Source organism: Enterobacter sp. H2G27, from assembly GCF_054403075.1.
Genome location: NZ_JBSVSI010000001.1, coordinates 146,518 through 171,267, shown reverse-complemented (window position 1 = coordinate 171,267; position 24,750 = coordinate 146,518). Strand labels below are relative to the sequence as shown.

The window sequence follows — 24,750 nt, the reverse complement described above, 5'->3', positions numbered from 1 at the left end:
GCACAAAAACCACATTTTCCTTGCCGTCATCTACACTTAACAAAAAACAGTAAGGAAACTCCTATGCGCATTCTGCCTGTTATCGCCGCGGTGACAGCCGCGTTTTTAGTGGTTGCCTGCAGTTCCCCTACCCCACCGCCTGGCGTTACCGTCGTCACGCCTTTTGATGCACAACGCTTCCTTGGAACATGGTATGAAATCGCGCGCCTCGACCATCGGTTTGAGCAGGGCTTAGAGAAGGTCACTGCAAATTACAGCCCGATGGATGATGGCGGTATTCAGGTGATCAACCGGGGCTATAATCCCGATCGGGAGATGTGGCAGCAGTCGATTGGGAAAGCGTACTTCACGGGCGACCCGCGACGGGCCGCGCTAAAAGTCTCTTTCTTTGGCCCGTTTTATGGTGGCTATAACGTGATCGCGCTCGACAGAGAGTACCGTCACGCGCTGGTCTGCGGGCCGGATCGCGACTATCTGTGGATACTTTCCCGCACGCCAACTATTTCGTCAGAAATGAAACAGCAGATGCTGGACGTCGCGACCCGGCAAGGGTTTGATGTGTCAAAACTGATCTGGGTAAAACAACCCCATTAATGGGTGCTGAGCTTAAGCCCAATGATCCCCGCTACAATCAAGGCGAGGCTGGCGATACGCGCCAGACTCGCTGACTCTCCCAGTAGCAGAATGCCGGTGATGGCGGCCCCCACCGCCCCAATGCCCGTCCAGACGGCATAAGCCGTTCCCACAGGCAGCGAGCGCATCGCCCAGGATAACAGGACAATACTCACGATCATCGCGGTTACGGTAATAACGCTGGGCGTCAGACGGGTAAATCCATGGGTGTACTTGAGACCAATCGCCCACACCACTTCGAGCAGACCGGCAATAAAAAGAATGATCCAGGACATTTCAGGCTCCTTAACTTAATAGAAGTTGGGGCCGTCCCCGGTGAAAGAAACGCTTACGGGTCGTCCCGTAAGGCAGAGATTACGCCCCATATTTTGGTTAGCGTGCTATTTTTTTTCAATATTTTTTTGCTGAACACGTTAAGGCAAGAAATAGCCGCAGTATGGCGCGTAGTTCCGGCATTTAGCACTCATCCGACTTCTCTATGATGATGTGCTTTCTGATGGCAGGAAGCCAAACCACTAGCCGACTGCGAATAAAATATGTTCAAAATTCTCTTGATTGACCGTTGTCACTTTACCCGCACGGGGTTTGAAGCATGGCTCAATCATTCCGGTTTGTTCCCGGGACACTACGTTGTGACCGGGCTGAATAATCTGTTCCTTGCCAGGGAGCACATTCTGCAATGGAAACCCACGCTGGTTATCGCCGATTTGTACGGTTTCAGGCAGGATATTCATCATTTTCAGCAGCTCTCGTCCTTGCTCAACGCCAGTGAACGCTTACCGTTTATTTTGCTGCAATCGGGAGAGGACAACGGCATGACAGACTGGCTCGGACACTTCCCGGTGTGGTCGTCGCTGTTGAAAAACGCCAGTCTCGAAGAAGTGGCAACGACTATAAATGATGCATTAACCTCGCGCTCATGCGCTGAAAGGCCCACGGCAGCCGCCCCCTTGCTGACCCGGCAGGAAGAGAAAGTGCTGACATTATGGATGGACGGCGCGAGCAATCAAAAAATTGCTGCCCACCTGAGTATCAACGGAAAAACGGTCTATACCTATAAACGCAATATCCGCATGAAATTGCATATGGATACGCGTTTTTCTCCGTTCTTATCCCTGCAGGAATCAAAAAGCTGACGGTACGAAACGGCTGGTCTCGTACCGTGTGTTAATTACTGCTGGGCTTTAGTTGCCGCACCAGAGATTGCGCTACCACCTTCAGAAATATCCTGACCAACGCCACGCGTGGTATTACAGGCTGTTAATACTGAAGAAAGTACCAGGACTGAAAAGATCGCTGCAATTGTCTTCTTAACCATAATATCTTCCTTTTATAGCCAAAGTTGTTTTGTGTATAGCAACTTAAGGATAGACAAGATCCCGCCGGATGACGGAAAAGGAAGCATTTTTAGGAAAATTAGACGAACTTAGCTGGCGGCGTGAGAAATGATATGACCGAGATCCTGGATATCTTGTCCCATTCCACGGGTGGTGTTACAGCCGGAAAGCAATGCACTGGAAAGCGCTAACAGAAGCAGAATTTTAACGGTACGTTTCATCATCCCTGCCTGCAAAAATCAGGCGCAGCGGGCGCTGCGCCTTCAATCATGACGTAAATTACTTCACGCGGGACACGTATTCGCCGGAGCGGGTATCCACTTTGATCACTTCGCCAGTCTGTACGAACAGTGGAACTTTAACCACTGCGCCGGTAGACAGTTTGGCTGGTTTACCGCCGGTACCAGCGGTATCACCCTTCAGACCTGGATCGGTTTCAACGATTTCCAGTTCTACGAAGTTTGGTGGGGTCACAGCGATAGGCTGACCGTTCCACAGGGTTACGATGCACTCAGCCTGGTCCAGCAGCCATTTAGCGCTATCACCTACCGCTTTCTCATCAGCAGACAGCTGTTCGAAAGTGGAGTTGTTCATGAAATGCCAGAACTCGCCATCGTTGTACAGATAGGTCAGGTTCATATCAACAACATCAGCGCCTTCAGCGGAGTCAGTAGACTTGAAGGTTTTCTCAACACGGGTACCGGTCAGCAGACGGCGCAGCTTAACGCGTGCGAATGCCTGGCCTTTACCTGGTTTAACGAATTCGCTGGCTTCAACCGCGTACGGTTCGCCGTCCATCATGATTTTAAGACCAGCACGAAAATCGTTGCTATAGTACGTTGCCATAAGGCCCTCTAAATTTGTTAACTGGTAGCTAAGCCACAAAATGGCGCATATTGTAACCCTAAACACCCCGTCCAGAGAAGATTGGTTATCGCAACTTGCCGATGTAATCACCAGTCCTGATGAATTGCTGCGTCTTTTAGACCTCGATCAGCACCCAGAGTTGCTTGCTGGCCGCGAGGCAAAGCGCCTTTTCGCCCTGCGCGTTCCCCGTGCGTTTGTGGCGCGGATGGAGAAAGGCAACCCCGACGATCCGCTATTAAAACAAACACTTACTTCGCAGGATGAGTTTATCACCGCGCCGGGATACAGCACCGATCCGCTGGAAGAGCAGAACAGCGTGGTGCCTGGTTTACTGCACAAATATCTCAACCGTGCCCTGCTGCTGGTAAAGGGCGGCTGCGCGGTAAATTGTCGTTATTGCTTCCGTCGGCACTTCCCGTATGCCGAAAACCAGGGCAATAAACGCAACTGGCAGGTCGCGCTGGACTATATTGCCGTCCATTCAGAGCTGGATGAGATTATTTTTTCCGGCGGCGATCCGCTGATGGCAAAAGATCACGAGCTGGACTGGCTGCTGACACAGCTGGAAGCCATCCCGCACATCAAACGTCTGCGCATTCATAGCCGTTTGCCGATTGTTATTCCGGCACGTATCACGGACAGACTGGTGGCACGCCTTGAGCAGTCTCGCCTGCAGGTGCTGCTGGTGAACCATATCAACCACGGGAACGAAATTGACGATGATTTTCGCGCGGCGATGGCGCGTCTGCGTAAAGCGGGCGTAACGCTGCTGAACCAGAGCGTGCTGCTGCGCGGCGTGAATGACAGCGCCCGCGTGCTGGCTGACCTGAGCAATGCCCTGTTTGATGCGGGCGTGATGCCCTATTACCTGCACGTGCTGGATCGCGTTCAGGGCGCGGCCCATTTCATGGTAACGGATGAAGAAGCCCGGCAGATTATGCGCGAACTGTTAACGCTGGTTTCAGGCTATATGGTGCCGAAGCTGGCACGGGAGATTGGCGGAGAGCCGAGCAAGACGCCGCTGGATTTGCAGCTGCGACAGCACTAGTTTCCCCTCACCCTAACCCTCTCCCACAGGGAGAGGGGAAAAGGCAATCAGTTCGGGCACTTGTAGACTTGGCCGTTCATCTGGCTGGCGGTCGGCACGAAGCTGGACAGCATACTCTGCGTTGGGCTGCTCACGCCGTAAATGACGTTACCGCCCATTGCCGCAGCCTGGTTACGCAGGGCATTCGCCGCACCGCGCATCGAGCCACCTTCTTCGCCATGCTGACCTGACATCCAGTTGCTTTGCTCACCGGTTGCCGTGCCTAACAGCTGGCATTCACTGCCAGGCTTATCTTCCACAAAGCGAACGCCCTGGCCCGCTGCCGACAGCTCATTGCTGGAGCTACAACCCGCCAGCAGCAATGCTGCCCCTACAATCCCTGCACAGACTTTTACGCGCATGTTATTCCTCGTTTTCAATAAGCTGGACAGTAGTTGTCCGTGTGTAAATCTTATACCTAAAAGATGACCAAAAGAAAAACCCCCGAGCATTTCTGCCCGGGGGTTTTTCACATTCTACGACGTAGAGCGCACGATTACATCATGCCGCCCATACCGCCCATGCCGCCCATACCAGCAGCACCTAAATCAGGCGCATCGCCTTTAGGCAGGTCGGTCACCATGCACTCGGTGGTAATCATCAGACCAGCAACAGAGGCCGCATACTGCAGAGCAGAACGGGTCACTTTAGTTGGATCCAGGATACCGAAGTCGATCATGTTGCCGTATTCTTCAGTTGCTGCGTTGTAACCGTAGTTACCTTCGCCCGCTTTCACGTTGTTCGCAACCACAGATGGCTCTTCACCGGCGTTAGAAACGATCTGACGCAGAGGGGCTTCCATTGCGCGCAGCGCAACTTTGATGCCCACGTTCTGGTCTTCGTTCTGAGCGGTCAGGCCAGCCAGTTTAGCGGCAACACGCACCAGCGCGACACCACCACCAGCAACCACGCCTTCTTCTACCGCAGCACGGGTCGCGTGCAGAGCATCGTCAACGCGTGCTTTTTTCTCTTTCATTTCAACTTCGGTAGCAGCACCGACTTTGATTACCGCAACGCCGCCTGCCAGTTTCGCTACGCGCTCCTGCAGTTTTTCACGGTCGTAATCGGAAGTCGCTTCTTCGATCTGCTTACGGATCTGACCAACGCGGCCCTGAATAGCGGCTTCTTCACCCACGCCATCGATGATGGTGGTGGTGTCTTTGTTGATCACAACGCGTTTCGCCTGGCCCAGGTCTTCCAGGGTCGCTTTTTCCAGCTCCATACCGATCTCTTCAGAGATCACGGTACCGCCAGTCAGGGTAGCGATATCCTGCAGCATCGCTTTACGGCGATCGCCGAAGCCAGGTGCTTTAACCGCAGCCACTTTCACGATGCCGCGCATGGTGTTAACCACCAGGGTCGCCAGCGCTTCGCCTTCAACGTCTTCAGCGATGATAACCAGAGGCTTGCCTGCTTTCGCAACGGCTTCCAGTACTGGCAGCATTTCGCGGATGTTGGAGATTTTCTTATCAGCCAGCAGGATGAACGGGCTTTCCAACTCAACAGCGCCAGTTTCTGGCTTGTTGATGAAGTATGGGGACAGGTAACCGCGGTCGAACTGCATACCTTCTACCACGTCCAGTTCGTCTTCCAGACCGGTACCGTCTTCAACGGTGATTACGCCTTCTTTACCGACTTTGTCCATCGCTTCAGCGATCAGTTTACCTACGGTTTCGTCGGAATTAGCGGAGATAGTACCAACCTGAGCAATGGCTTTAGAGTCAGAGCACGGTACGGACAGCGCTTTCAGTTCTTCAACAGCGGAGGCGACAGCTTTGTCGATACCACGTTTCAGATCCATTGGGTTCATGCCCGCAGCAACGGCTTTCAGACCTTCGGTGATGATCGCCTGCGCCAGAACGGTCGCGGTGGTGGTACCGTCACCTGCAGCGTCGTTCGCTTTAGAGGCAACTTCTTTCACCATCTGCGCACCCATGTTTTCGAACTTGTCTTCCAGCTCGATTTCACGTGCTACAGAAACACCATCTTTGGTGATGGTTGGCGCGCCGAAGGATTTATCCAGCACTACGTTGCGGCCTTTCGGGCCCAGGGTCACTTTAACTGCATCTGCCAGTACGTTTACGCCGCGGAGCATTTTTACACGAGCGTCGTTACCGAATTTTACGTCTTTAGCTGCCATGTTCTTATTTCCTCAAATTCTCGTGCGTAAATTACGCTTCAACAATTGCCAGAATGTCGCTCTCGGACATGATCAACACTTCTTCATTGTCGATCTTCTCGGATTTCACGCCGTAGCCATCGTTGAAAATTACGATGTCACCAACTTTAACGTCCAGCGGCTGCACAGTTCCGTTTTCCAGGATGCGGCCCTTACCGACAGCGATGATTTCGCCACGCGTTGATTTGGCTGCTGCAGAACCGGTCAGAACGATGCCGCCAGCAGACTTGGTTTCAACTTCTTTACGTTTGACGATCACACGATCATGTAACGGACGAATACTCATTGATAGCTCTCCTTTGAGAAAGTCATTATCAGTTATGGATGACGCCGGCCCGCATGCGGTTTTCCGACTAGTGCCCTGAGAGATGGGGATAGCTTTTTCCCCCTTCAAGGGGGAGTCGAAAAAAAAATTTGCGAAAGTGTTACCATCGCCTCTCTTTTGGTACTGGCAGGGCGATGTCAATGAGTGGACTCAAGCAGGAGCTGGGGCTGGCGCAGGGCGTCGGACTGCTCTCAACCTCCTTGTTAGGTACGGGCGTGTTTGCCGTACCCGCACTGGCGGCGCTGGTGGCTGGAAATAACAGCCTGTGGGCGTGGCCGGCGCTGATTGTATTGGTTTTCCCGATAGCCATTGTGTTTGCCATCCTGGGGCGGCATTTCCCCAGCGCGGGCGGCGTGGCGCACTTTGTCGGACTGGCCTTTGGTCCGCGGCTGCAGTGTGTAACCGGCTGGCTGTTTCTCTCCGTCATTCCGGTTGGCCTTCCTGCGGCGTTGCATATTGCGACCGGATTTGGTCAGGCGCTGTTTGGCTGGCATAACGAGCAGTTATTGCTGGCCGAGCTGGGTACGCTGGCAATCGTCTGGTGGGTGGGCTCTCGCGGCGCCAGCTCGAGCGCCAACCTGCAGACGCTGGTTGCGGTGCTGATTGTCGCGCTCGTTGTCGCTATCTGGTGGGCGGGCGATATCACCATCAAGGAAATTCCCTTCCCTGCGCTGACAGACGTCGACCATTCACAGCTTTTCGCCGCGCTCTCCGTCATGTTCTGGTGTTTTGTTGGCCTGGAAGCCTTTGCCCATCTGGCGTCTGAATTTAAGCAGCCTGAACGTGATTTCCCCCGCGCCCTGATTATAGGCCTGCTGCTGGCTGGCACGGTCTATTGGGCGTGTACCGTGCTGGTTTTACACTTCCACGCGTTCGGAGCGGATCTCGCCGCCGCGGCCTCGCTGCCGGGTATCGTGGTGGAACTGTTCGGCGTGCAGGCGCTATGGATCGCCTGTGTCATCGGCTATCTGGCCTGTTTTGCCAGCCTCAACATTTATATCCAGAGCTTTGCCCGTCTGGTATGGTCGCAGGCGCTCGACAAACCCGAGAATCGTCTCGCGCGCCTGTCTAAACGCCAGCTTCCGCTGAATGCCCTGAATGCCGTACTGGGCTGCTGCGTGGTGAGCACGCTCTGTATTTACGCACTGAAGATTAATCTGGACGCGCTGATCGTCTACGCCAACGGCATTTTCATCATGATCTACCTGCTGTGCATGCTGGCGGGATGCCGTTTGCTAAAAGGTCGCTATAAAGCTCTGGCGGTCGTCGGGGGTGTGCTTTGCCTGCTGCTGCTGGCGATGGTGGGCTGGAAGAGTTTGTACGCAATTGTCATGCTGGCAGGGCTGTGGGTGTTTTTGCCGAGGCGCGGTGCGCACCCGGAGACGCGGTAAGCGAAGCGCCACCGGGCAAAAACATTACCGATCGTCTTTATGGTCTAAACGGTCGTGCTGTTCATCCTTACGCTGATACTCCCCTTCGAAGGTATCGCCCGGTCCGGTGCTAAATCCGCCCCCCGGCATTCGGCTAAAGCGCAGATGCGGCAGCAGCTTCATGGTCAGGTGTTTTTGCACCGGCGGCAGAAGCAGCAGCAGGCCGAGGAAGTCGGTAAAGAATCCCGGCAGGATCAGCAGCAGCCCCGCAATAATCAATGACACGCTTTTGATCATCTCTTCCGCGGGGCTTTCCCCTGCGGCCATCTTCTGCTGCATTATCAGGAAATTTTTGAAACCCTGATTACGCACCAGCGACATGCCGATGACGGAGGTGAAAATCACCAGAATCAGCGTTAGCAGTACGCCCAACACATGGGCAACCTGGATGAAAATGGAAATCTCAATGTAAACATAGAGGAAGAAAGCAATAAACGGTATCCAGCGCACTGGCATCTCCTGTATGGCAAGGGCCGTCGGCCCCTGTCTGAATGTGTTCGCGACGCGCGTTTGTATGAAATGGTGACGGTTAGCGAAAATTCAATCAGTTTGCACGGATATTTTTTTTGGAAATTTTAAAGCGGTGACCCATTTCACAGATTAATAATTATCATGGAATCGGCTCGATAATAAGTGATCCAGCTTACGGCAATTCGCTATCATCAGCATATGATCTCGAGCATCTGGCTGATTGAGGGAATAATCGTCGGCCAGAAAATATTCAAAACCACATAAATACTGTGTGTTTAGTACAATCCATCGGCAGCTTGAAAAGAAGGTTCACATGTTAAACAACATTCGTATCGAAGAAGACTTGTTGGGTACCAGGGAAGTTCCAGCGGATGCCTACTACGGTGTCCACACTCTGAGAGCGATTGAAAACTTCTACATCAGCAACAGCAAAATCAGCGACATCCCTGAGTTTGTCCGTGGCATGGTGATGGTGAAGAAAGCCGCAGCACTGGCCAACAAAGAGCTGCAAACCATTCCTAAAAGCGCGGCAAATGCGATTATCGCAGCCTGCGATGAAGTGCTGAACAACGGCAAATGCATGGACCAGTTCCCGGTTGACGTCTATCAGGGCGGCGCGGGCACCTCCGTCAACATGAATACTAACGAAGTACTGGCAAACATTGGCCTGGAGCTGATGGGTCACCAGAAAGGTGAATACCAGTACCTGAACCCGAACGACCACGTTAACAAATGCCAGTCCACCAACGACGCCTACCCAACCGGCTTCCGTATTGCGGTGTATGCCTCCGTAGTGAAACTGGTGGATGCGATCAACCAACTGGGTGATGGCTTCCAGCGTAAAGCGGTTGAGTTCCAGGACATCCTGAAAATGGGTCGTACCCAGCTGCAGGATGCGGTGCCGATGACCCTCGGCCAGGAATTCCACGCGTTTAACGTACTGCTGAACGAAGAGACCAAAAACCTGCTGCGCACCTCCGAGCTGCTTCTGGAAGTGAACCTGGGCGCCACCGCCATCGGTACGCGTCTGAACACCCCGGATGGCTATCAGCAGCTGGCGGTACAGAAACTGGCTGAAGTGTCTAACCTGCCGGTTGTGCCTGCAGAAGACCTGATTGAAGCCACCTCCGACTGCGGCGCCTACGTCATGGTACACAGCGCGCTGAAACGTCTGGCAGTGAAACTGTCCAAAATCTGTAACGACCTGCGCCTGCTCTCTTCCGGTCCGCGCGCTGGCCTGAATGAAATCAACCTGCCAGAGTTGCAGGCCGGTTCATCCATCATGCCGGCCAAGGTGAACCCGGTGGTGCCAGAAGTGGTGAACCAGGTTTGCTTCAAAGTCATCGGTAACGATACGACCGTGACCATGGCCTCTGAAGCGGGTCAGCTGCAGCTGAACGTGATGGAGCCGGTGATTGGCCAGGCGATGTTTGAATCTATCCACATCCTGACGAACGCCTGCTACAACCTGCTGGAAAAATGCATTAACGGCATCACGGCGAATAAAGAAGTCTGTGAAGGTTATGTCTACAACTCCATCGGGATCGTCACCTACCTCAACCCGTTCATCGGTCACCACAACGGCGACATCGTCGGTAAGATTTGTGCCGAAACCGGTAAGAGCGTACGTGAAGTAGTACTGGAGCGCGGGCTGTTGACCGAAGCCGAGCTGGACGATATCTTCTCGGCCCAAAACCTGATGCACCCGGCATATAAAGCGAAACGATATACCGATGAAAGCGAACAGTAACCGTTCAGGCTAGGCTTCTTAAGGCACGTCACTTGTGACGTGCCTTTTTTCTTTTTAGGCGTTACCAAAATACAACAATTCAATATCAACTTGTTAATAAGCAAGGCAGGTCCTTATGTTTGGAGCAGAACTCGTCATCGTCTTGTTGGCGATTTATTTGGGAGCACGACTCGGGGGTATCGGCATCGGTTTTGCCGGCGGTCTTGGAGTGCTCGTTCTTACCCTTATCTTTCAGATTAAACCCGGCGCTATACCGTTCGACGTTATCGAAATCATCATGGCTGTTATTGCCGCTATTGCCGCCATGCAGGTGGCAGGCGGTATGGACTACCTGGTAAGCCTGGCGGAGCGTATGCTGCGCCGCCATCCAAAATACATTACCTTCCTTGCTCCGCTGGTGACATGGTTTATGACCATTCTCGCCGGTACTGGCCACACCGCTTTCTCCACGTTACCGGTGATTACCGAAGTGGCGAAAGAACAGGGTATCCGTCCGTCGCGTCCGCTCTCCATTGCGGTCGTCGCGTCCCAGATCGCCATTACCGCTTCACCGATTTCCGCGGCGGTGGTCTTCTTCGCCGGTATCCTTGAGCCGATGGGCGTGAGCTACCTGACGCTGCTGGCGATCTGTATCCCGGTGACGCTGATCGCGGTGATGATTACCGCCGTGCTGTGTAACTTCCTCGGCGCTGAACTGAAAGACGATCCGATTTATCAGGAGCGTCTGGCAAAAGGTGAAGTGAGCCTGCGCGGCAGTCAGGTCTTCGAACTGAAGCCACATGCAAAACGCTCCGTGCTGCTGTTCCTGATTGGTATCGTTGCCGTCATGTTCTACGCGACCGCCATCAGCGATACCGTAGGTCTGATCCAGAACCCGGTTCTGCCGCGTAACGAAGCGATTGTCGTGTTTATGCTGACCATCGCCACGCTGATTAGCATCACCTGTAAAATTGATACCAGCGAAGTGCTGAACGCCAGCACCTTTAAATCCGGTATGAGCGCCTGCGTGTGCGTGCTGGGTGTGGCGTGGCTCGGTGATACTTTCGTTAAAGCGCACATCAGCGACATTCAGACCGTGGCCGGGGACCTGCTGCACAACTATCCATGGCTGCTGGCGGTCGTGCTGTTCTTTGCTGCGACCCTGCTTTACTCTCAGGCCGCGACCACCAAAGCGCTGATGCCTGCGGCACTGATGCTGGGCGTAACGCCGTTGACCGCCATCGCCTCGTTTGCTGCCGTCTCCGCCCTGTTCGTGCTGCCTACCTACCCAACCCTGCTGGCGGCGGTAGAGATGGATGACACCGGCTCAACCCGTATCGGTAAGTATGTGTTTAACCATGCGTTCCTGATCCCGGGCGTGGTCGCCATTTCACTTTGCGTGATCCTCGGCTTTATCATCGGTGGCGTGGTGCTGTAAACCGCTCCCGGTTGTAAAAATAGTTAAAATCGGGCCGCTCTGCGGCCCGTTTCATTAATGACCAACCGCCTTGCGTGATATAGTTAAACCTTTCGTGATGAGGAGGTCGACTTGTGAACACGCCTGATGCTGTTGTCGTACTTTGTACCGCCCCTGATGAAGCCTCTGCCCAGGATCTCGCCGCCAAAGTGCTGGCCGAAAAACTGGCAGCCTGCGTTACGCTCCTCCCCGGTGCCACCTCTCTTTACTATTGGGAAGGTAAGCTGGAGCAAGAGTACGAGGTCCAGATGTTGCTCAAAACCAATCTGGCAAATCAGCAGGCACTCCTGGACTGCCTCAAATCTCATCATCCTTACCAAACCCCGGAGCTGCTGGTGGTGCCAGTGGTTCATGGCGATAACGACTATCTCTCATGGCTCAACGCTTCCTTACGCTGATTCTGCTGCTGTGCAGCACATCAGTATTTGCCGGGTTATTTGACGCGCCCGGCCGTTCGAACTTCATCCCTGCCGACCAGGCGTTTGTTTTCGATTTTCAGCAAAACCAGCATGACCTTACGCTCAACTGGCAGGTGAAAGAGGGCTATTACCTCTATCGCAAGCAGGTGAGCATTACGCCTGCTCAGGCCAGCGTGGGCGCATTACAGATGCCCGCTGGCGAGTGGCATGAAGATGAGTTTTACGGCAAAAGCGAGATCTATCGCCAGCGCATGATCGTGCCTGTTACGGTGAATCAGGCGGATAAAGGCGCGACGCTGACGGTGACCTATCAGGGGTGCGCGGATGCCGGATTCTGCTATCCGCCGGAAACGAAGGTTGTTCCGCTCAGCGAAGTGAAAGCGGCTGCTGCCGTTTCCCCTCTCCCCTCGGACGAGAAGAGCGAAGACCACGCAGACCTTCCATTCTCGGCGCTCTGGGCCTTCCTGATTGGGATTGGCATTGCCTTTACACCCTGCGTGCTGCCCATGTATCCGCTCATCTCTGGCATCGTGCTGGGCGGCAAACAGCGCCTTTCCACAGCCCGCGCGCTGCTGCTGGCCTTAATTTACGTGCAGGGTATGGCATTGACCTACACGGCCCTTGGACTTGTGGTTGCCGCTGCCGGGTTACAGTTCCAGGCCGCACTGCAGCATCCTTATGTGCTGATTGGCCTGTCGGCGATATTTATCCTGCTGGCGCTGTCGATGTTTGGCCTGTTCACGCTGCAGTTGCCCTCCTCGCTGCAAACCCGCTTAACGCTGATGAGTAATCGCCAGCAGGGTGGTTCGGCAGGCGGCGTGTTCGCAATGGGTGCCATTGCCGGGCTGGTTTGTTCCCCTTGCACCACCGCGCCGCTTAGCGCCATCCTGCTCTATATCGCCCAGAGCGGAAACATGTGGCTCGGCGGCGGAACGTTGTACCTGTATGCCCTGGGCATGGGTCTGCCGCTGATTCTGGTCACGGTTTTCGGCAATCGACTGCTGCCGAAGAGCGGCCCGTGGATGGAAACGGTGAAAACCGCATTTGGCTTTGTCATTCTGGCGCTGCCGGTGTTCCTGCTGGAGCGTATCATCGGTGACGTCTGGGGTATGCGCCTGTGGGCTATGCTCGGCGTAGCGTTCTTCAGCTGGGCATTTATCACCAGTCTGGGAGCGAAACGACCGTGGATGCGTTTGGTGCAAATTATCCTGCTCGCCGCCGCGCTGGTAAGCGTACGCCCGCTGCAGGACTGGGCGTTTGGTTCACCCGTGGGTCAGATGCAGGCGCATCTGAACTTCACCCAAATAAAGAACGTGGAAGAACTTAACAGCGCCCTAGCGGAGGCGAAAGGCAAACCGGTGATGCTCGATCTCTATGCCGACTGGTGTGTCGCCTGCAAAGAGTTTGAAAAATACACCTTTAGCGATCCGCAGGTGCAGCGCGCCCTGAAAGAGATGGTGCTTCTTCAGGCGAACGTCACCGCCAACGATGCGCAGGATAGGGACCTGCTGAAACAGCTTAACGTTCTCGGTCTGCCCACCATTTTGTTCTTTAATGAACGGGGCGAGGAGCAGCCAGAAAAGCGTGTAACCGGGTTTATGGATGCAGCGGCATTTAGCGCGCATTTGCGCAATCGCCAACCGTAAACAACACTTTAAACGGGACAAACCGTTGGGAATAGCGGAGGAGATAACCGTGCAACGTGAAGACGTACTGGGACAAGCCCTGCAATTACTTGAGATTCAAGGGATCGCCAGCACCACGCTTGAGATGGTAGCCGACCGTATCGATTACCCCCTGGATGAACTTAAGCGCTTCTGGCCGGATAAAGAAGCGCTACTCTATGATGCCCTGCGCTATCTCAGCCAGCAGGTTGATATCTGGCGCAGGCAGCTGATGCTGAATGAAGAACTGACTGCGGAGCAGAAGCTGCTGGCGCGCTATACCGCCCTGACGGAATGTGTCAGCAACAACCGGTACCCGGGTTGTCTGTTTATCGCAGCCTGCACTTATTTTCCCGACCCTGGGCATCCTATCCACCAGTTAGCAGATCAGCAAAAACGGGCGGCTCATGACTTCACCCATGAGCTGTTGACCACCCTGGAAGTCGACGATCCGGCGATGGTGGCGAAGCAGATGGAACTGGTGCTGGAAGGTTGCCTCAGCCGCATGCTGGTAAACCGTAGCCAGGCCGATGTGGATACAGCGCACCGCCTGGCGGAAGATATTCTGCGCTTTGCTCAGTGCCGTATGGGCGGGGCTCTGACCTAAGCCAGCATGCCAGCCCAGGCAGAGACGATAAGACACAGCGCCATCAGGCGTTGAAACCGCACCATCGCTACGGTGGTGCGAAAAATTCGGTTCACCGCTTTACCCAGCCACGCCCAGCACATCAAACAGGCTATTGAGATCAGCAGAAACCATAGCGCCATTAGCGCAATATCCCGCAATGCATGATCGCCAGCAGGCGCAAACAGACTGACGACGGCCAGCGCCATCATCCAGGTTTTAGGGTTCACGATCTGCAGCAGTGCAGCCGCCTTAGCGGTAAATTGGATATGGTTCTCAGCGCAGAGACGAGCGGCTGGGGCGCGAAACAGCTGCCAGCTCATCCAGCTTAGCCACAGCACGCCTGTCCAGCTCATGAGCTGACGTATTAGAGGATACTGACGCAGCACTTCCCCTGCGCCGGCGCCTGATATCAGCACAATCGCACTGGCCGCGATACACCCGCCCAGAATAGCTGGTACGGTATTTTTAACGCCAAAGCGCTGGCTGTTCGTCAGCACCAGAATATTGGTTGGCCCCGGCGTAATGGAGGCGACAAAGGCGAACAACAGAAAGGGTATCAAACTCACAGGTGACTCCTTTTTATTAGAGCCATGAATGTGCCGCTATTTTTTGGAAACGTCTGGAAGGTTTGTGCACAACCGGCGGTAGTGTGCAGGAGAGATACGGTAAGCCCGCTGAAACCAGCGCCCCAGATGGCTTTGATCGGCAAATCCCACTGCCGCAGCCACATCAACAGGCTGGTCGCCACACGCAAGCAGCTGTCGGGCCTTTGCCAGACGCAGTTGAATAAGCCATGCGTGAGGCGCCAGGTTGAACTCGCGCTTAAAACAGCGCGTCAGGGTGAAGCGATCGGTGCCCGTCTCGCGCGCAAGGTCTGATAGCCCTACGTTCTCGCCGATATGAGCATAGAGATAGTCGCGCGCACGGTACGCCACGGCAGCACTTTGTAACTGCGACGGCAGCTTTTTACGCCAGTGGCAATGGGCGGTGATCCGGGAGAGCAGATTATCCATTGCGCTCTGCTGAACGATCTTCAACTCATTATTATGCAGGGTGGAAAATGTCTCGCCGATAGCGCGCACCAGCTGCGGCTCCCGCGTCAACGTTTGGGCAAAGTGGAGTGAATAACTCCCGGGAGTAGATTCGTAAAGCCCCTGTAGCGCACGGATAAGCCAGCGCTCATCAAGATAGAAGGTCAGATAGGTAAAACCACCCTCTACAGGCGCATCTCCGTCGTGGATTTCACCAGGCTCGAGGAGGAAAGCGTCGCCCGGCTGGCTGCGATGACGCTCACGGCGGCAGTGAAACTGCTGCGTGCCGGAGAGGGTTATCCCTACAAGGTAGCTATCGTGCCAGTGCGGATCAAATGCATGCCCTTCGAAATGCGCTTTAATCGTCTCAATACCCGTATCTGCATGCTGACGCAGTTCAAGCCAGTCATTCACCATTACTGCCCTCCTCTTACTATCAGCATTGCCGTATTACACTGGTTCTGTCTGGAAGATTTGTGCATTTTCGCGGCGAAAGCGGACAGATTGCCGTAAACTTAAGCAGTTGAACAGCTTTTCCCGAAATAATGTTGACGATAGCGCGTGATTGCGGTTTAATGCGCTCCGTTGCCCGGATAGCTCAGTCGGTAGAGCAGGGGATTGAAAATCCCCGTGTCCTTGGTTCGATTCCGAGTCCGGGCACCACTATTTAAAGAACCCAGCCTATGGCTGGGCTTTTGCTTTTCTGCGTTTATAAATCCTTTCTTTGTATTCTTGTTTCTCTTTGTCGTGGGATCGTGCGGTCTGTATTGCCAATTTGCAGCTTTGCCTTATCGGGCCTACTAAACCCGTAGATCCGGCAAGCGCAGCGACACCGGTTTTTTCTGAGCACAAAGCAAAAAACCCCGCACCTTTCGGTACGGGGTTCTTCTATTTTGATGCCTGGCAGTTCCCTACTCTCACATGGGGAGACCCCACACTACCATCGGCGCTACGGCGTTTCACTTCTGAGTTCGGCATGGGGTCAGGTGGGACCACCGCGCTAAAGCCGCCAGGCAAATTCTGTTAATCTGTATCAGGCTGAAATTGATTGTTCTGTCTCTTCGCCAAAACATCTTCGGCGTTGTAAGGTTAAGCCTCACGGTTCATTAGTATCGGTTAGCTCAACGCATCGCTGCGCTTACACACCCGACCTATCAACGTCATAGTCTTTAACGTTCCTTCAGGAGACTTAAAGTCTCAGGGAGAACTCATCTCGGGGCAAGTTTCGTGCTTAGATGCTTTCAGCACTTATCTTTTCCGCATTTAGCTACCGGGCAGTGCCATTGGCATGACAACCCGAACACCAGTGATGCGTCCACTCCGGTCCTCTCGTACTAGGAGCAGCCCCCCTCAATTCTCCAGCGCCCACGGCAGATAGGGACCGAACTGTCTCACGACGTTCTAAACCCAGCTCGCGTACCACTTTAAATGGCGAACAGCCATACCCTTGGGACCTACTTCAGCCCCAGGATGTGATGAGCCGACATCGAGGTGCCAAACACCGCCGTCGATATGAACTCTTGGGCGGTATCAGCCTGTTATCCCCGGAGTACCTTTTATCCGTTGAGCGATGGCCCTTCCATTCAGAACCACCGGATCACTATGACCTGCTTTCGCACCTGCTCGAGCCGTCACTCTCGCAGTCAAGCTAGCTTATGCCATTGCACTAACCTCCTGATGTCCGACCAGGATTAGCTAACCTTCGTGCTCCTCCGTTACTCTTTGGGAGGAGACCGCCCCAGTCAAACTACCCACCAGACACTGTCCGCAACCCGGATTACGGGTCTACGTTAGAACACCAGCCATTAAAGGGTGGTATTTCAAGGACGGCTCCACGCAGACTGGCGTCCACGCTTCAAAGCCTCCCACCTATCCTACACATCAAGGACCAGTGTTCAGTGTCAAGCTATAGTAAAGGTTCACGGGGTCTTTCCGTCTTGCCGCGGGTACACTGCATCTTCACAGCGAGTTCAATTTCACTGAGTCTCGGGTGGAGACAGCCTGGCCATCATTACGCCATTCGTGCAGGTCGGAACTTACCCGACAAGGAATTTCGCTACCTTAGGACCGTTATAGTTACGGCCGCCGTTTACCGGGGCTTCGATCAAGAGCTTCGCGTTGCCGCTAACCCCATCAATTAACCTTCCGGCACCGGGCAGGCGTCACACCGTATACGTCCACTTTCGTGTTTGCACAGTGCTGTGTTTTTAATAAACAGTTGCAGCCAGCTGGTATCTTCGACTGATTTCAGCTCCACCCGCAGGGGCTTCACCTACATATCAGCGTGCCTTCTCCCGAAGTTACGGCACCATTTTGCCTAGTTCCTTCACCCGAGTTCTCTCAAGCGCCTTGGTATTCTCTACCTGACCACCTGTGTCGGTTTGGGGTACGATTTCGTGTTACCTGATGCTTAGAGGCTTTTCCTGGAAGCAGGGCATTTGTTACTTCAGCACCGTAGTGCCTCGTCATCACACCTCAGCGTTAATAAGGTACCGGATTTACCTGGAACCTCCGCCTACATGCTTAAACCGGGACAACCGTCGCCCGGCTAACATAGCCTTCTCCGTCCCCCCTTCGCAGTAACACCAAGTACAGGAATATTAACCTGTTTCCCATCGACTACGCCTTTCGGCCTCGCCTTAGGGGTCGACTCACCCTGCCCCGATTAACGTTGGACAGGAACCCTTGGTCTTCCGGCGAGCGGGCTTTTCACCCGCTTTATCGTTACTTATGTCAGCATTCGCACTTCTGATACCTCCAGCATGCCTCACAGCACACCTTCAACGGCTTACAGAACGCTCCCCTACCCAACAACACATAGTGTCGCTGCCGCAGCTTCGGTGCATGGTTTAGCCCCGTTACATCTTCCGCGCAGGCCGACTCGACCAGTGAGCTATTACGCTTTCTTTAAATGATGGCTGCTTCTAAGCCAACATCCTGGCTGTCTGTGCCTTCCCACATCGTTTCCCACTTAACCATGACTTTGGGACCTTAGCTGGCGGTCTGGGTTGTTTCCCTCTTCACGACGGACGTTAGCACCCGCCGTGTGTCTCCCGTGATAACATTCTTCGGTATTCGTAGTTTGCATCGGGTTGGTAAGCCGGGATGGCCCCCTAGCCGAAACAGTGCTCTACCCCCGAAGATGAGTTCACGAGGCGCTACCTAAATAGCTTTCGGGGAGAACCAGCTATCTCCCGGTTTGATTGGCCTTTCACCCCCAGCCACAAGTCATCCGCTAATTTTTCAACATTAGTCGGTTCGGTCCTCCAGTTAGTGTTACCCAACCTTCAACCTGCCCATGGCTAGATCACCGGGTTTCGGGTCTATACCCTGCAACTTAACGCCCAGTTAAGACTCGGTTTCCCTTCGGCTCCCCTATACGGTTAACCTTGCTACAGAATATAAGTCGCTGACCCATTATACAAAAGGTACGCAGTCACACCACGAAGGTGCTCCCACTGCTTGTACGTACACGGTTTCAGGTTCTTTTTCACTCCCCTCGCCGGGGTTCTTTTCGCCTTTCCCTCACGGTACTGGTTCACTATCGGTCAGTCAGGAGTATTTAGCCTTGGAGGATGGTCCCCCCATATTCAGACAGGATACCACGTGTCCCGCCCTACTCTTCGAGTTCACAACCTGTGTGCTTTCGTGTACGGGACTGTCACCCTGTACCGTGCGACTTTCCAGACGCTTCCACTAACACACAAGCTGATTCAGACTCTGGGCTGCTCCCCGTTCGCTCGCCGCTACTGGGGGAATCTCGGTTGATTTCTTTTCCTCGGGGTACTTAGATGTTTCAGTTCCCCCGGTTCGCCTCGTTAACCTATGTATTCAGTTAACGATAGTGCAACGAATTGCACTGGGTTTCCCCATTCGGACATCGCCGGGTCAAAGGTTCATATCACCTCGCCGGCGCTTTTCGCAGATTAGCACGTCCTTCATCGCCTCTGACTGCCAGGGCATCCACCGTGTACGCTTAGTCGCTTAACCTCACAACCCGAAGATGTTTCACTTCTGATTGCGAAAATTTGAGAGACTCGAACACACCATTAAAGATGTGTCGTTTCAATTTTCAGCTTGATCCAGATTTTTAAAGAGCAAATATCTCAAACGTGACTCGTAAGTCAGTTTTGAGATATGACGGCAGGTGACTTTCACTCACGAACCAGCAAGTGGCGTCCCCTAGGGGATTCGAACCCCTGTTACCGCCGTGAAAGGGCGGTGTCCTGGGCCTCTAGACGAAGGGGACACTGAAGTCTCAATCGCAAGACGCCTTGCTATTTACTTTTCATCAGACAATCTGTGTGAGCACTACAAAGGCAGGTTCTTTAAGGTAAGGAGGTGATCCAACCGCAGGTTCCCCTACGGTTACCTTGTTACGACTTCACCCCAGTCATGAATCACAAAGTGGTAAGCGCCCTCCCGAAGGTTAAGCTACCTACTTCTTTTGCAACCCACTCCCATGGTGTGACGGGCGGTGTGTACAAGGCCCGGGAACGTATTCACCGTAGCATTCTGATCTACGATTACTAGCGATTCCGACTTCATGGAGTCGAGTTGCAGACTCCAATCCGGACTACGACGCACTTTATGAGGTCCGCTTGCTCTCGCGAGGTCGCTTCTCTTTGTATGCGCCATTGTAGCACGTGTGTAGCCCTACTCGTAAGGGCCATGATGACTTGACGTCATCCCCACCTTCCTCCAGTTTATCACTGGCAGTCTCCTTTGAGTTCCCGGCCTAACCGCTGGCAACAAAGGATAAGGGTTGCGCTCGTTGCGGGACTTAACCCAACATTTCACAACACGAGCTGACGACAGCCATGCAGCACCTGTCTCAGAGTTCCCGAAGGCACCAATCCATCTCTGGAAAGTTCTCTGGATGTCAAGAGTAGGTAAGGTTCTTCGCGTTGCATCGAATTAAACCACATGCTCCACCGCTTGTGCGGGCCCCCGTCAATTCATTTGAGTTTTAACCTTGCGGCCGTACTCCCCAGGCGGTCGACTTAACGCGTTAGCTCCGGAAGCCACGCCTCAAGGGCACAACCTCCAAGTCGACATCGTTTACGGCGTGGACTACCAGGGTATCTAATCCTGTTTGCTCCCCACGCTTTCGCACCTGAGCGTCAGTCTTTGTCCAGGGGGCCGCCTTCGCCACCGGTATTCCTCCAGATCTCTACGCATTTCACCGCTACACCTGGAATTCTACCCCCCTCTACAAGACTCTAGCCTGCCAGTTTCGAATGCAGTTCCCAGGTTGAGCCCGGGGATTTCACATCCGACTTGACAGACCGCCTGCGTGCGCTTTACGCCCAGTAATTCCGATTAACGCTTGCACCCTCCGTATTACCGCGGCTGCTGGCACGGAGTTAGCCGGTGCTTCTTCTGCGGGTAACGTCAATCGCTGAGGTTATTAACCTCAACGCCTTCCTCCCCGCTGAAAGTACTTTACAACCCGAAGGCCTTCTTCATACACGCGGCATGGCTGCATCAGGCTTGCGCCCATTGTGCAATATTCCCCACTGCTGCCTCCCGTAGGAGTCTGGACCGTGTCTCAGTTCCAGTGTGGCTGGTCATCCTCTCAGACCAGCTAGGGATCGTCGCCTAGGTGAGCCGTTACCCCACCTACTAGCTAATCCCATCTGGGCACATCTGATGGCAAGAGGCCCGAAGGTCCCCCTCTTTGGTCTTGCGACGTTATGCGGTATTAGCTACCGTTTCCAGTAGTTATCCCCCTCCATCAGGCAGTTTCCCAGACATTACTCACCCGTCCGCCGCTCGTCACCCAGGAGCAAGCTCCCTGTGTTACCGCTCGACTTGCATGTGTTAGGCCTGCCGCCAGCGTTCAATCTGAGCCATGATCAAACTCTTCAATTTAAGTTTGATGCTCGTGAATTAAACTTCGTAATGAATTACGTATGTTCACTCAGAGACTTGGTATTCATTTTTCGTCTTGCGACGTTAAGAATCCATGTCACTTTGAGTGCCCACACAGATTGTCTGATAAATTGTTAAAGAGCAGTGCAACGCGGCTTTCGCTCACCGTTGCGAGGTGGCGTATATTACGCTTTCCTCTTTCAGAGTCAACCCGTTATTTCAGGATTTTTTCTCTTCAACCGACCGGGCTGTTTGTGAAGTGATTCACATCCGCCGTGTCGATGGAGGCGCATTATAGGGAGTTCCCGAACGACCGCAACCGAAAAGTTGCAAAAAAATGACTGACTGCTGCATTCCCCAGCAAAACCCCGCCTTATACCCTTTTATGCACAAAGTTATCCACAATCATGCACGGTTCCCGACGCGATCCCACGAATTGAGCGGTAAGATCAACTATACTAGCGGCAAATACTCTCCTCTGTGCAGGCCGCATCATGACCACACAACGCCTCACCCGTGACTGGCGTCTCCCTACCGCTGGGTTGATGCTTCTGGTAATTCTCTTTGCCGGTTTTACCCTGCACACGCACTGGAACGCCTTTATCCAGTGGTGTCTTGCCACACAAATTACCCTGCACCGTTATCTGGTGATGTATCTGCTGCAGCTTAATAATCACCAGTACAGCGGAGGATTATGGCTGTTAACGGGGGCTTTCCTTTATGGTGTCCTTCACGCCATCGGACCCGGGCACGGAAAATTCATTGTGACAACCTATCTGACTACCAATAAGGAAAGCGAGCTGGCCACCCGGGTCGTTCCCTTCCTGGGCAGCCTGATGCAGGGCGTCAGCGCCATTCTGTTTGTCTTTATTCTGGCGGTAGGATTTAACCTCGCCTCAGGGGATATTAGTACCAGCCGCTGGTATGTGGAGAAGATCAGCGCAGTGCTTATTGGCGCATTCGGCGCATTTGTCATTTACCAGGCGCTGAAAAGTCTGCGTCCGCGCAGAATGTCTGTCTCTGCAATTAAGCCACTTCATCAGCACGGCGAACACTGTGGCTGCAGCCATCACGGCGTAGGTACAGACCTGACGCAGGGCGACTGGAAAACCCGTCTGGGCGTGATTCTGGCGATTGGCGCACGCCCGTGCAGCGGGGCGATCATGATTCTGATGTTTTCGAACGCGCTGGGCATTGTCACCTGGGGGGTGGCCGCAGTCATGACCATGTCTCTGGGAACCGCCCTCTCTATTGTGGGGCTGTCCCTGGCTGTAAGGTACGCACGCGAACGCACGGTGACCTGGTTCGGAGAAAGCGCCTCATTAAGATGGCTGGTACCGGCAGTCAAAATAGCCGGAGGGATAGTCCTGATCCTGTTCGCGACAGTGCTGTTCCTGACGGTGATCCCCATCAGTGCCAATGGCGACTACATCGCTGCCGGATGCTAATAAAAGAAAACCCGCCGTTGGCGGGTTTATTTATTACTCGTTGATGCGTGGATGCTGATCCACCAGTCGGGAGCGTTTTTTCTGCAGCTCTTCAATCTCGGCGTCAATATCCTCAATCTTCTGCTCTACATTATCGTAGTGCTCACGCAGGATCTCCTTCGCTTCCTGGATATCCGATGCCGCAGGCGTTGCGCCTTTCAGAGGACGATTTGCCGTCTCCTTCATGGTAATACCGGTAATCAAACCAATCACCGCGATCACCATCAGGTAATAAGCAGGCATCATCAGGTTCTGTGTGCTCTCCACCAGCGAGGCGGCAAGCGTTGGGGTCAGACCGGCAATCAGCACCGAGATGTTAAAGGCTGCGGCCAGCGCGCTGTAGCGAATGTGGGTCGGGAACATTGCGGGCAGCGTTGAGGCCATCACCCCGATAAAGCAGTTAAGGATCACCGCCAGCATCAGCAGACCGGCAAAAATCAGCCCCAGCACATCACTGTTAATAAGAATAAATGCCGGGATTGCCAGAGCAAACAGCGCAACGCTTCCCAGAATAATGAACGGTCGACGACCAAAACGGTCACTCAACAGGCCCATAATCGGCTGCACAAACAGCATACCCACCATGATGGCGATAATAATCAGCACACCGTGATCTTCCGAATAGTGCAGGTTATGCGACAGATAGCTCGGCATGTAGGTCAACAGCATGTAGTAGGTCACGTTGGTCGAAATCACCAGACCAATACAGGTCAGCAGGCTGCGCCAGTGCTTAGTAGCAATCTCTTTGAACGATACCTTAGGACCATCCTGCAGCCCTTCGCGGTCACCCTGCTCCAGTTTATCGACGTGCTGCTGGAAGGCAGGCGTCTCTTCCAGCGCATGACGCAGGTAGAGGCCAATAATCCCCAGCGGCAATGCCAGGAAGAACGGAATACGCCAGCCCCAGTCGAGGAAGTTATCTTCACCCACCACGGTTGAAATCAACACCACGACGCCCGCCCCCAGGACAAACCCGGCAATCGAGCCGAAGTCCAGCCAGCTTCCCATAAAACCGCGCTTACGGTCCGGGGAATACTCGGCAACGAAGATCGAGGCTCCGGTATATTCACCGCCTACGGAGAAGCCCTGGGCCATCTTACAAATCAGCAGGAGAATGGGTGCCCAAATGCCGATGGTGGCGTAAGACGGTATAAGGCCGATACAGAATGTACTGATCGACATAATAACGATGGTGATAGCAAGGATCTTCTGGCGACCATATTTATCGCCGAGCATACCGAAGAACAGACCGCCCAGCGGGCGAATCAGGAAGGGAACGGAGAACGTACCCAGTGCAGCAATCATCTGCAGGCTGGGATCGGCCCCGGGGAAAAACACTTTACCTAACGCATAGGCCACAAAACCGTAGACACCAAAATCGAACCATTCCATCGCATTACCGAGCGAGGCTGCGGTAATCGCTTTACGCAGCTTTGCGTCATCAATAATGGTGACGTCGCGAAGCGTGATGGGTTTAATCTTTTTCCTTCTCAGCATAGCTATCCTCGTTGACTCGGCCCTGTCTGTTTCACAGTCCAGTATGCGTTCTGTGAACCATGGGATCCGCTCCATGCGAATCGCCTTATTCAAGCGTAGCAGGTTTACTTACATTGACGTTTTACATCGATACAACCGAACCTGTTGACGCCTGCATGGGCAGTTAATGACCTTTTTACCCTACCAGCGTTTATATTTGTGATCAACTTCACATATATTTTTGCATCTGGTCAACTCAGTCCAATTTTTGTCAAGGAATGCCAATAAGCACTTCCTTACCCTCCCCAAAAGAACATCCTCACGCGCGTTTTTATTTCTTTCGTAACAGAAAAACAAACCACGTTAATTCACATCAACTTTACATAAATTTTCATCAACAGGATCCGGCCTCAAGCTTTACATTGAATATGTGACAAAGATAACTAAAACGATGTTTTATTTTCATTGAATCAATATTCCAATGATCGCATGATAAATCCGAATACAACGTTTTATGTGTTTTCAAAAGAGGCTAATCGCGAGCACACATTTAATTATGTTGCTGGGCCATCGAAAAAAGACGGCAAGCAATAAGAGCAATCAATTGAATTTATTGACTAATTTTTAACACCTATC

21 protein-coding genes, 2 tRNA genes and 3 rRNA genes are annotated in these 24,750 nt (G+C 53.4%); 11 read left to right on the top strand and 15 right to left on the bottom strand.

Annotation, left to right across the window (positions count from 1 at the left end):
- Positions 1 to 63: 63 nt before the first annotated feature.
- Entirely contained in the window at positions 64 to 594 is a 531-nt protein-coding gene (locus ACW9E7_RS00820; protein WP_045888999.1) for a lipocalin family protein, read from the top strand.
- Here the strand turns inward: ACW9E7_RS00820 and sugE are convergent.
- Positions 591 to 908 carry a quaternary ammonium compound efflux SMR transporter SugE gene (gene sugE, locus ACW9E7_RS00815; protein ID WP_006178944.1) on the bottom strand — a complete coding sequence of 106 codons (318 nt, stop codon included), beginning with the start codon at positions 906 to 908 and terminating at the stop codon, positions 591 to 593. The genes ACW9E7_RS00820 and sugE overlap by 4 nt on opposite strands.
- 261 nt (positions 909 to 1,169) lie before the next feature.
- Between sugE and ACW9E7_RS00810 the strand changes: the two genes are divergently transcribed.
- Positions 1,170 to 1,769 (top strand): helix-turn-helix transcriptional regulator, encoded by a 600-nt coding sequence (locus ACW9E7_RS00810; RefSeq protein ID WP_115876639.1) that lies wholly within the window; start codon positions 1,170 to 1,172, stop codon positions 1,767 to 1,769.
- 35 nt (positions 1,770 to 1,804) lie between these two features.
- Here the strand turns inward: ACW9E7_RS00810 and ecnB are convergent, their stop codons facing one another.
- The 3 genes from ecnB to efp form a co-directional block, all read right to left on the bottom strand.
- The gene (gene ecnB / locus ACW9E7_RS00805) at positions 1,805 to 1,951 is read right to left on the bottom strand and encodes a lipoprotein toxin entericidin B (RefSeq protein ID WP_003025482.1); all 147 of its coding nucleotides are present in this window, start codon (positions 1,949 to 1,951) and stop codon (positions 1,805 to 1,807) included.
- 108 nt (positions 1,952 to 2,059) lie between these two features.
- Positions 2,060 to 2,191, bottom strand: a complete 132-nt coding sequence (locus tag ACW9E7_RS00800; RefSeq protein WP_024907352.1) for an entericidin A/B family lipoprotein — start codon at positions 2,189 to 2,191, stop codon at positions 2,060 to 2,062.
- 58 nt (positions 2,192 to 2,249) lie between these two features.
- Entirely contained in the window at positions 2,250 to 2,816 is a 567-nt protein-coding gene (gene efp / locus ACW9E7_RS00795; RefSeq protein ID WP_008502940.1) for an elongation factor P, read from the bottom strand.
- Between the two features lie 40 nt (positions 2,817 to 2,856).
- On the opposite strand from efp, the gene epmB reads away from it, so the two are divergent.
- Positions 2,857 to 3,885, top strand: coding sequence for an EF-P beta-lysylation protein EpmB (epmB, locus tag ACW9E7_RS00790; protein ID WP_271369032.1), 1,029 nt, complete (start codon positions 2,857 to 2,859; stop codon positions 3,883 to 3,885).
- A 47-nt stretch (positions 3,886 to 3,932) separates the two neighbouring features.
- Here the strand turns inward: epmB and ACW9E7_RS00785 are convergent, their stop codons facing one another.
- From ACW9E7_RS00785 to ACW9E7_RS00775, 3 genes are all read right to left on the bottom strand, one after another.
- Positions 3,933 to 4,286, bottom strand: coding sequence for a DUF4156 domain-containing protein (locus ACW9E7_RS00785; protein ID WP_023310115.1), 354 nt, complete (start codon positions 4,284 to 4,286; stop codon positions 3,933 to 3,935).
- A 134-nt stretch (positions 4,287 to 4,420) separates the two neighbouring features.
- Positions 4,421 to 6,064, bottom strand: coding sequence for a chaperonin GroEL (groL, locus tag ACW9E7_RS00780; RefSeq protein WP_023310114.1), 1,644 nt, complete (start codon positions 6,062 to 6,064; stop codon positions 4,421 to 4,423).
- Between the two features lie 31 nt (positions 6,065 to 6,095).
- Complete coding sequence (locus tag ACW9E7_RS00775) at positions 6,096 to 6,389, bottom strand: co-chaperone GroES (RefSeq protein ID WP_003855929.1); 294 nt, start codon at positions 6,387 to 6,389, stop codon at positions 6,096 to 6,098.
- 179 nt (positions 6,390 to 6,568) lie between these two features.
- On the opposite strand from ACW9E7_RS00775, the gene yjeH reads away from it, so the two are divergent.
- Positions 6,569 to 7,819, top strand: coding sequence for an L-methionine/branched-chain amino acid transporter (yjeH, locus tag ACW9E7_RS00770; protein WP_458727092.1), 1,251 nt, complete (start codon positions 6,569 to 6,571; stop codon positions 7,817 to 7,819).
- Positions 7,820 to 7,843: 24 nt separating this feature from the next.
- Here the strand turns inward: yjeH and ACW9E7_RS00765 are convergent, their stop codons facing one another.
- Positions 7,844 to 8,308: an FxsA family protein gene (locus ACW9E7_RS00765; protein WP_023616652.1), complete on the bottom strand. Its 465-nt coding sequence runs from the start codon at positions 8,306 to 8,308 to the stop codon at positions 7,844 to 7,846.
- A 334-nt stretch (positions 8,309 to 8,642) separates the two neighbouring features.
- Here ACW9E7_RS00765 and aspA point away from each other — a divergent pair, with 334 nt between their 5' ends.
- The 5 genes from aspA to ACW9E7_RS00740 all read left to right on the top strand — a co-directional run bounded on the left by aspA (position 8,643) and on the right by ACW9E7_RS00740 (position 14,225).
- Positions 8,643 to 10,079, top strand: a complete 1,437-nt coding sequence (gene aspA / locus ACW9E7_RS00760; RefSeq protein ID WP_003855923.1) for an aspartate ammonia-lyase — start codon at positions 8,643 to 8,645, stop codon at positions 10,077 to 10,079.
- 115 nt (positions 10,080 to 10,194) lie between these two features.
- Positions 10,195 to 11,496 carry an anaerobic C4-dicarboxylate transporter gene (locus ACW9E7_RS00755; RefSeq protein WP_458727091.1) on the top strand — a complete coding sequence of 434 codons (1,302 nt, stop codon included), beginning with the start codon at positions 10,195 to 10,197 and terminating at the stop codon, positions 11,494 to 11,496.
- Between the two features lie 113 nt (positions 11,497 to 11,609).
- Entirely contained in the window at positions 11,610 to 11,933 is a 324-nt protein-coding gene (gene cutA / locus ACW9E7_RS00750; RefSeq protein WP_111965412.1) for a divalent cation tolerance protein CutA, read from the top strand.
- Positions 11,909 to 13,600: a protein-disulfide reductase DsbD gene (locus ACW9E7_RS00745; protein ID WP_458727090.1), complete on the top strand. Its 1,692-nt coding sequence runs from the start codon at positions 11,909 to 11,911 to the stop codon at positions 13,598 to 13,600. The genes cutA and ACW9E7_RS00745 overlap by 25 nt, the downstream gene beginning before the upstream one ends.
- A gap of 49 nt (positions 13,601 to 13,649) precedes the next feature.
- On the top strand, positions 13,650 to 14,225 hold the full coding sequence (locus ACW9E7_RS00740; protein ID WP_032643754.1) for a transcriptional regulator: 576 nt from the start codon (positions 13,650 to 13,652) through the stop codon (positions 14,223 to 14,225).
- Here the strand turns inward: ACW9E7_RS00740 and ACW9E7_RS00735 are convergent.
- Positions 14,222 to 14,812: a LysE family translocator gene (locus ACW9E7_RS00735; protein ID WP_458727089.1), complete on the bottom strand. Its 591-nt coding sequence runs from the start codon at positions 14,810 to 14,812 to the stop codon at positions 14,222 to 14,224. The genes ACW9E7_RS00740 and ACW9E7_RS00735 overlap by 4 nt on opposite strands.
- Positions 14,813 to 14,848: 36 nt before the next feature.
- Positions 14,849 to 15,694, bottom strand: coding sequence for an AraC family transcriptional regulator (locus tag ACW9E7_RS00730; RefSeq protein ID WP_133293614.1), 846 nt, complete (start codon positions 15,692 to 15,694; stop codon positions 14,849 to 14,851).
- 170 nt (positions 15,695 to 15,864) lie between these two features.
- On the opposite strand from ACW9E7_RS00730, the gene ACW9E7_RS00725 reads away from it, so the two are divergent.
- Positions 15,865 to 15,940 (top strand) — tRNA-Phe (locus ACW9E7_RS00725).
- A 235-nt stretch (positions 15,941 to 16,175) separates the two neighbouring features.
- On the opposite strand, the gene rrf is transcribed toward ACW9E7_RS00725, so the two are convergent.
- From rrf to ACW9E7_RS00705, 4 genes are all read right to left on the bottom strand, one after another.
- Positions 16,176 to 16,291, bottom strand: a 5S ribosomal RNA gene (rrf, locus tag ACW9E7_RS00720).
- A 71-nt stretch (positions 16,292 to 16,362) separates the two neighbouring features.
- Positions 16,363 to 19,267 (bottom strand): 23S ribosomal RNA (locus tag ACW9E7_RS00715).
- Between the two features lie 183 nt (positions 19,268 to 19,450).
- Positions 19,451 to 19,526, bottom strand: a tRNA-Glu gene (locus ACW9E7_RS00710).
- 85 nt (positions 19,527 to 19,611) lie between these two features.
- Positions 19,612 to 21,151, bottom strand: a 16S ribosomal RNA gene (locus ACW9E7_RS00705).
- The 16S, 23S and 5S rRNA genes sit together here with 1 tRNA gene alongside, the layout of an rRNA operon.
- 494 nt (positions 21,152 to 21,645) lie before the next feature.
- On the opposite strand from ACW9E7_RS00705, the gene ACW9E7_RS00700 reads away from it, so the two are divergent.
- Positions 21,646 to 22,599: a nickel/cobalt transporter gene (locus tag ACW9E7_RS00700; RefSeq protein ID WP_458727088.1), complete on the top strand. Its 954-nt coding sequence runs from the start codon at positions 21,646 to 21,648 to the stop codon at positions 22,597 to 22,599.
- 33 nt (positions 22,600 to 22,632) lie between these two features.
- On the opposite strand, the gene proP is transcribed toward ACW9E7_RS00700, so the two are convergent.
- The gene (gene proP, locus ACW9E7_RS00695) at positions 22,633 to 24,135 is read right to left on the bottom strand and encodes a glycine betaine/L-proline transporter ProP (protein WP_023334221.1); all 1,503 of its coding nucleotides are present in this window, start codon (positions 24,133 to 24,135) and stop codon (positions 22,633 to 22,635) included.
- Positions 24,136 to 24,750: the final 615 nt, after the last annotated feature.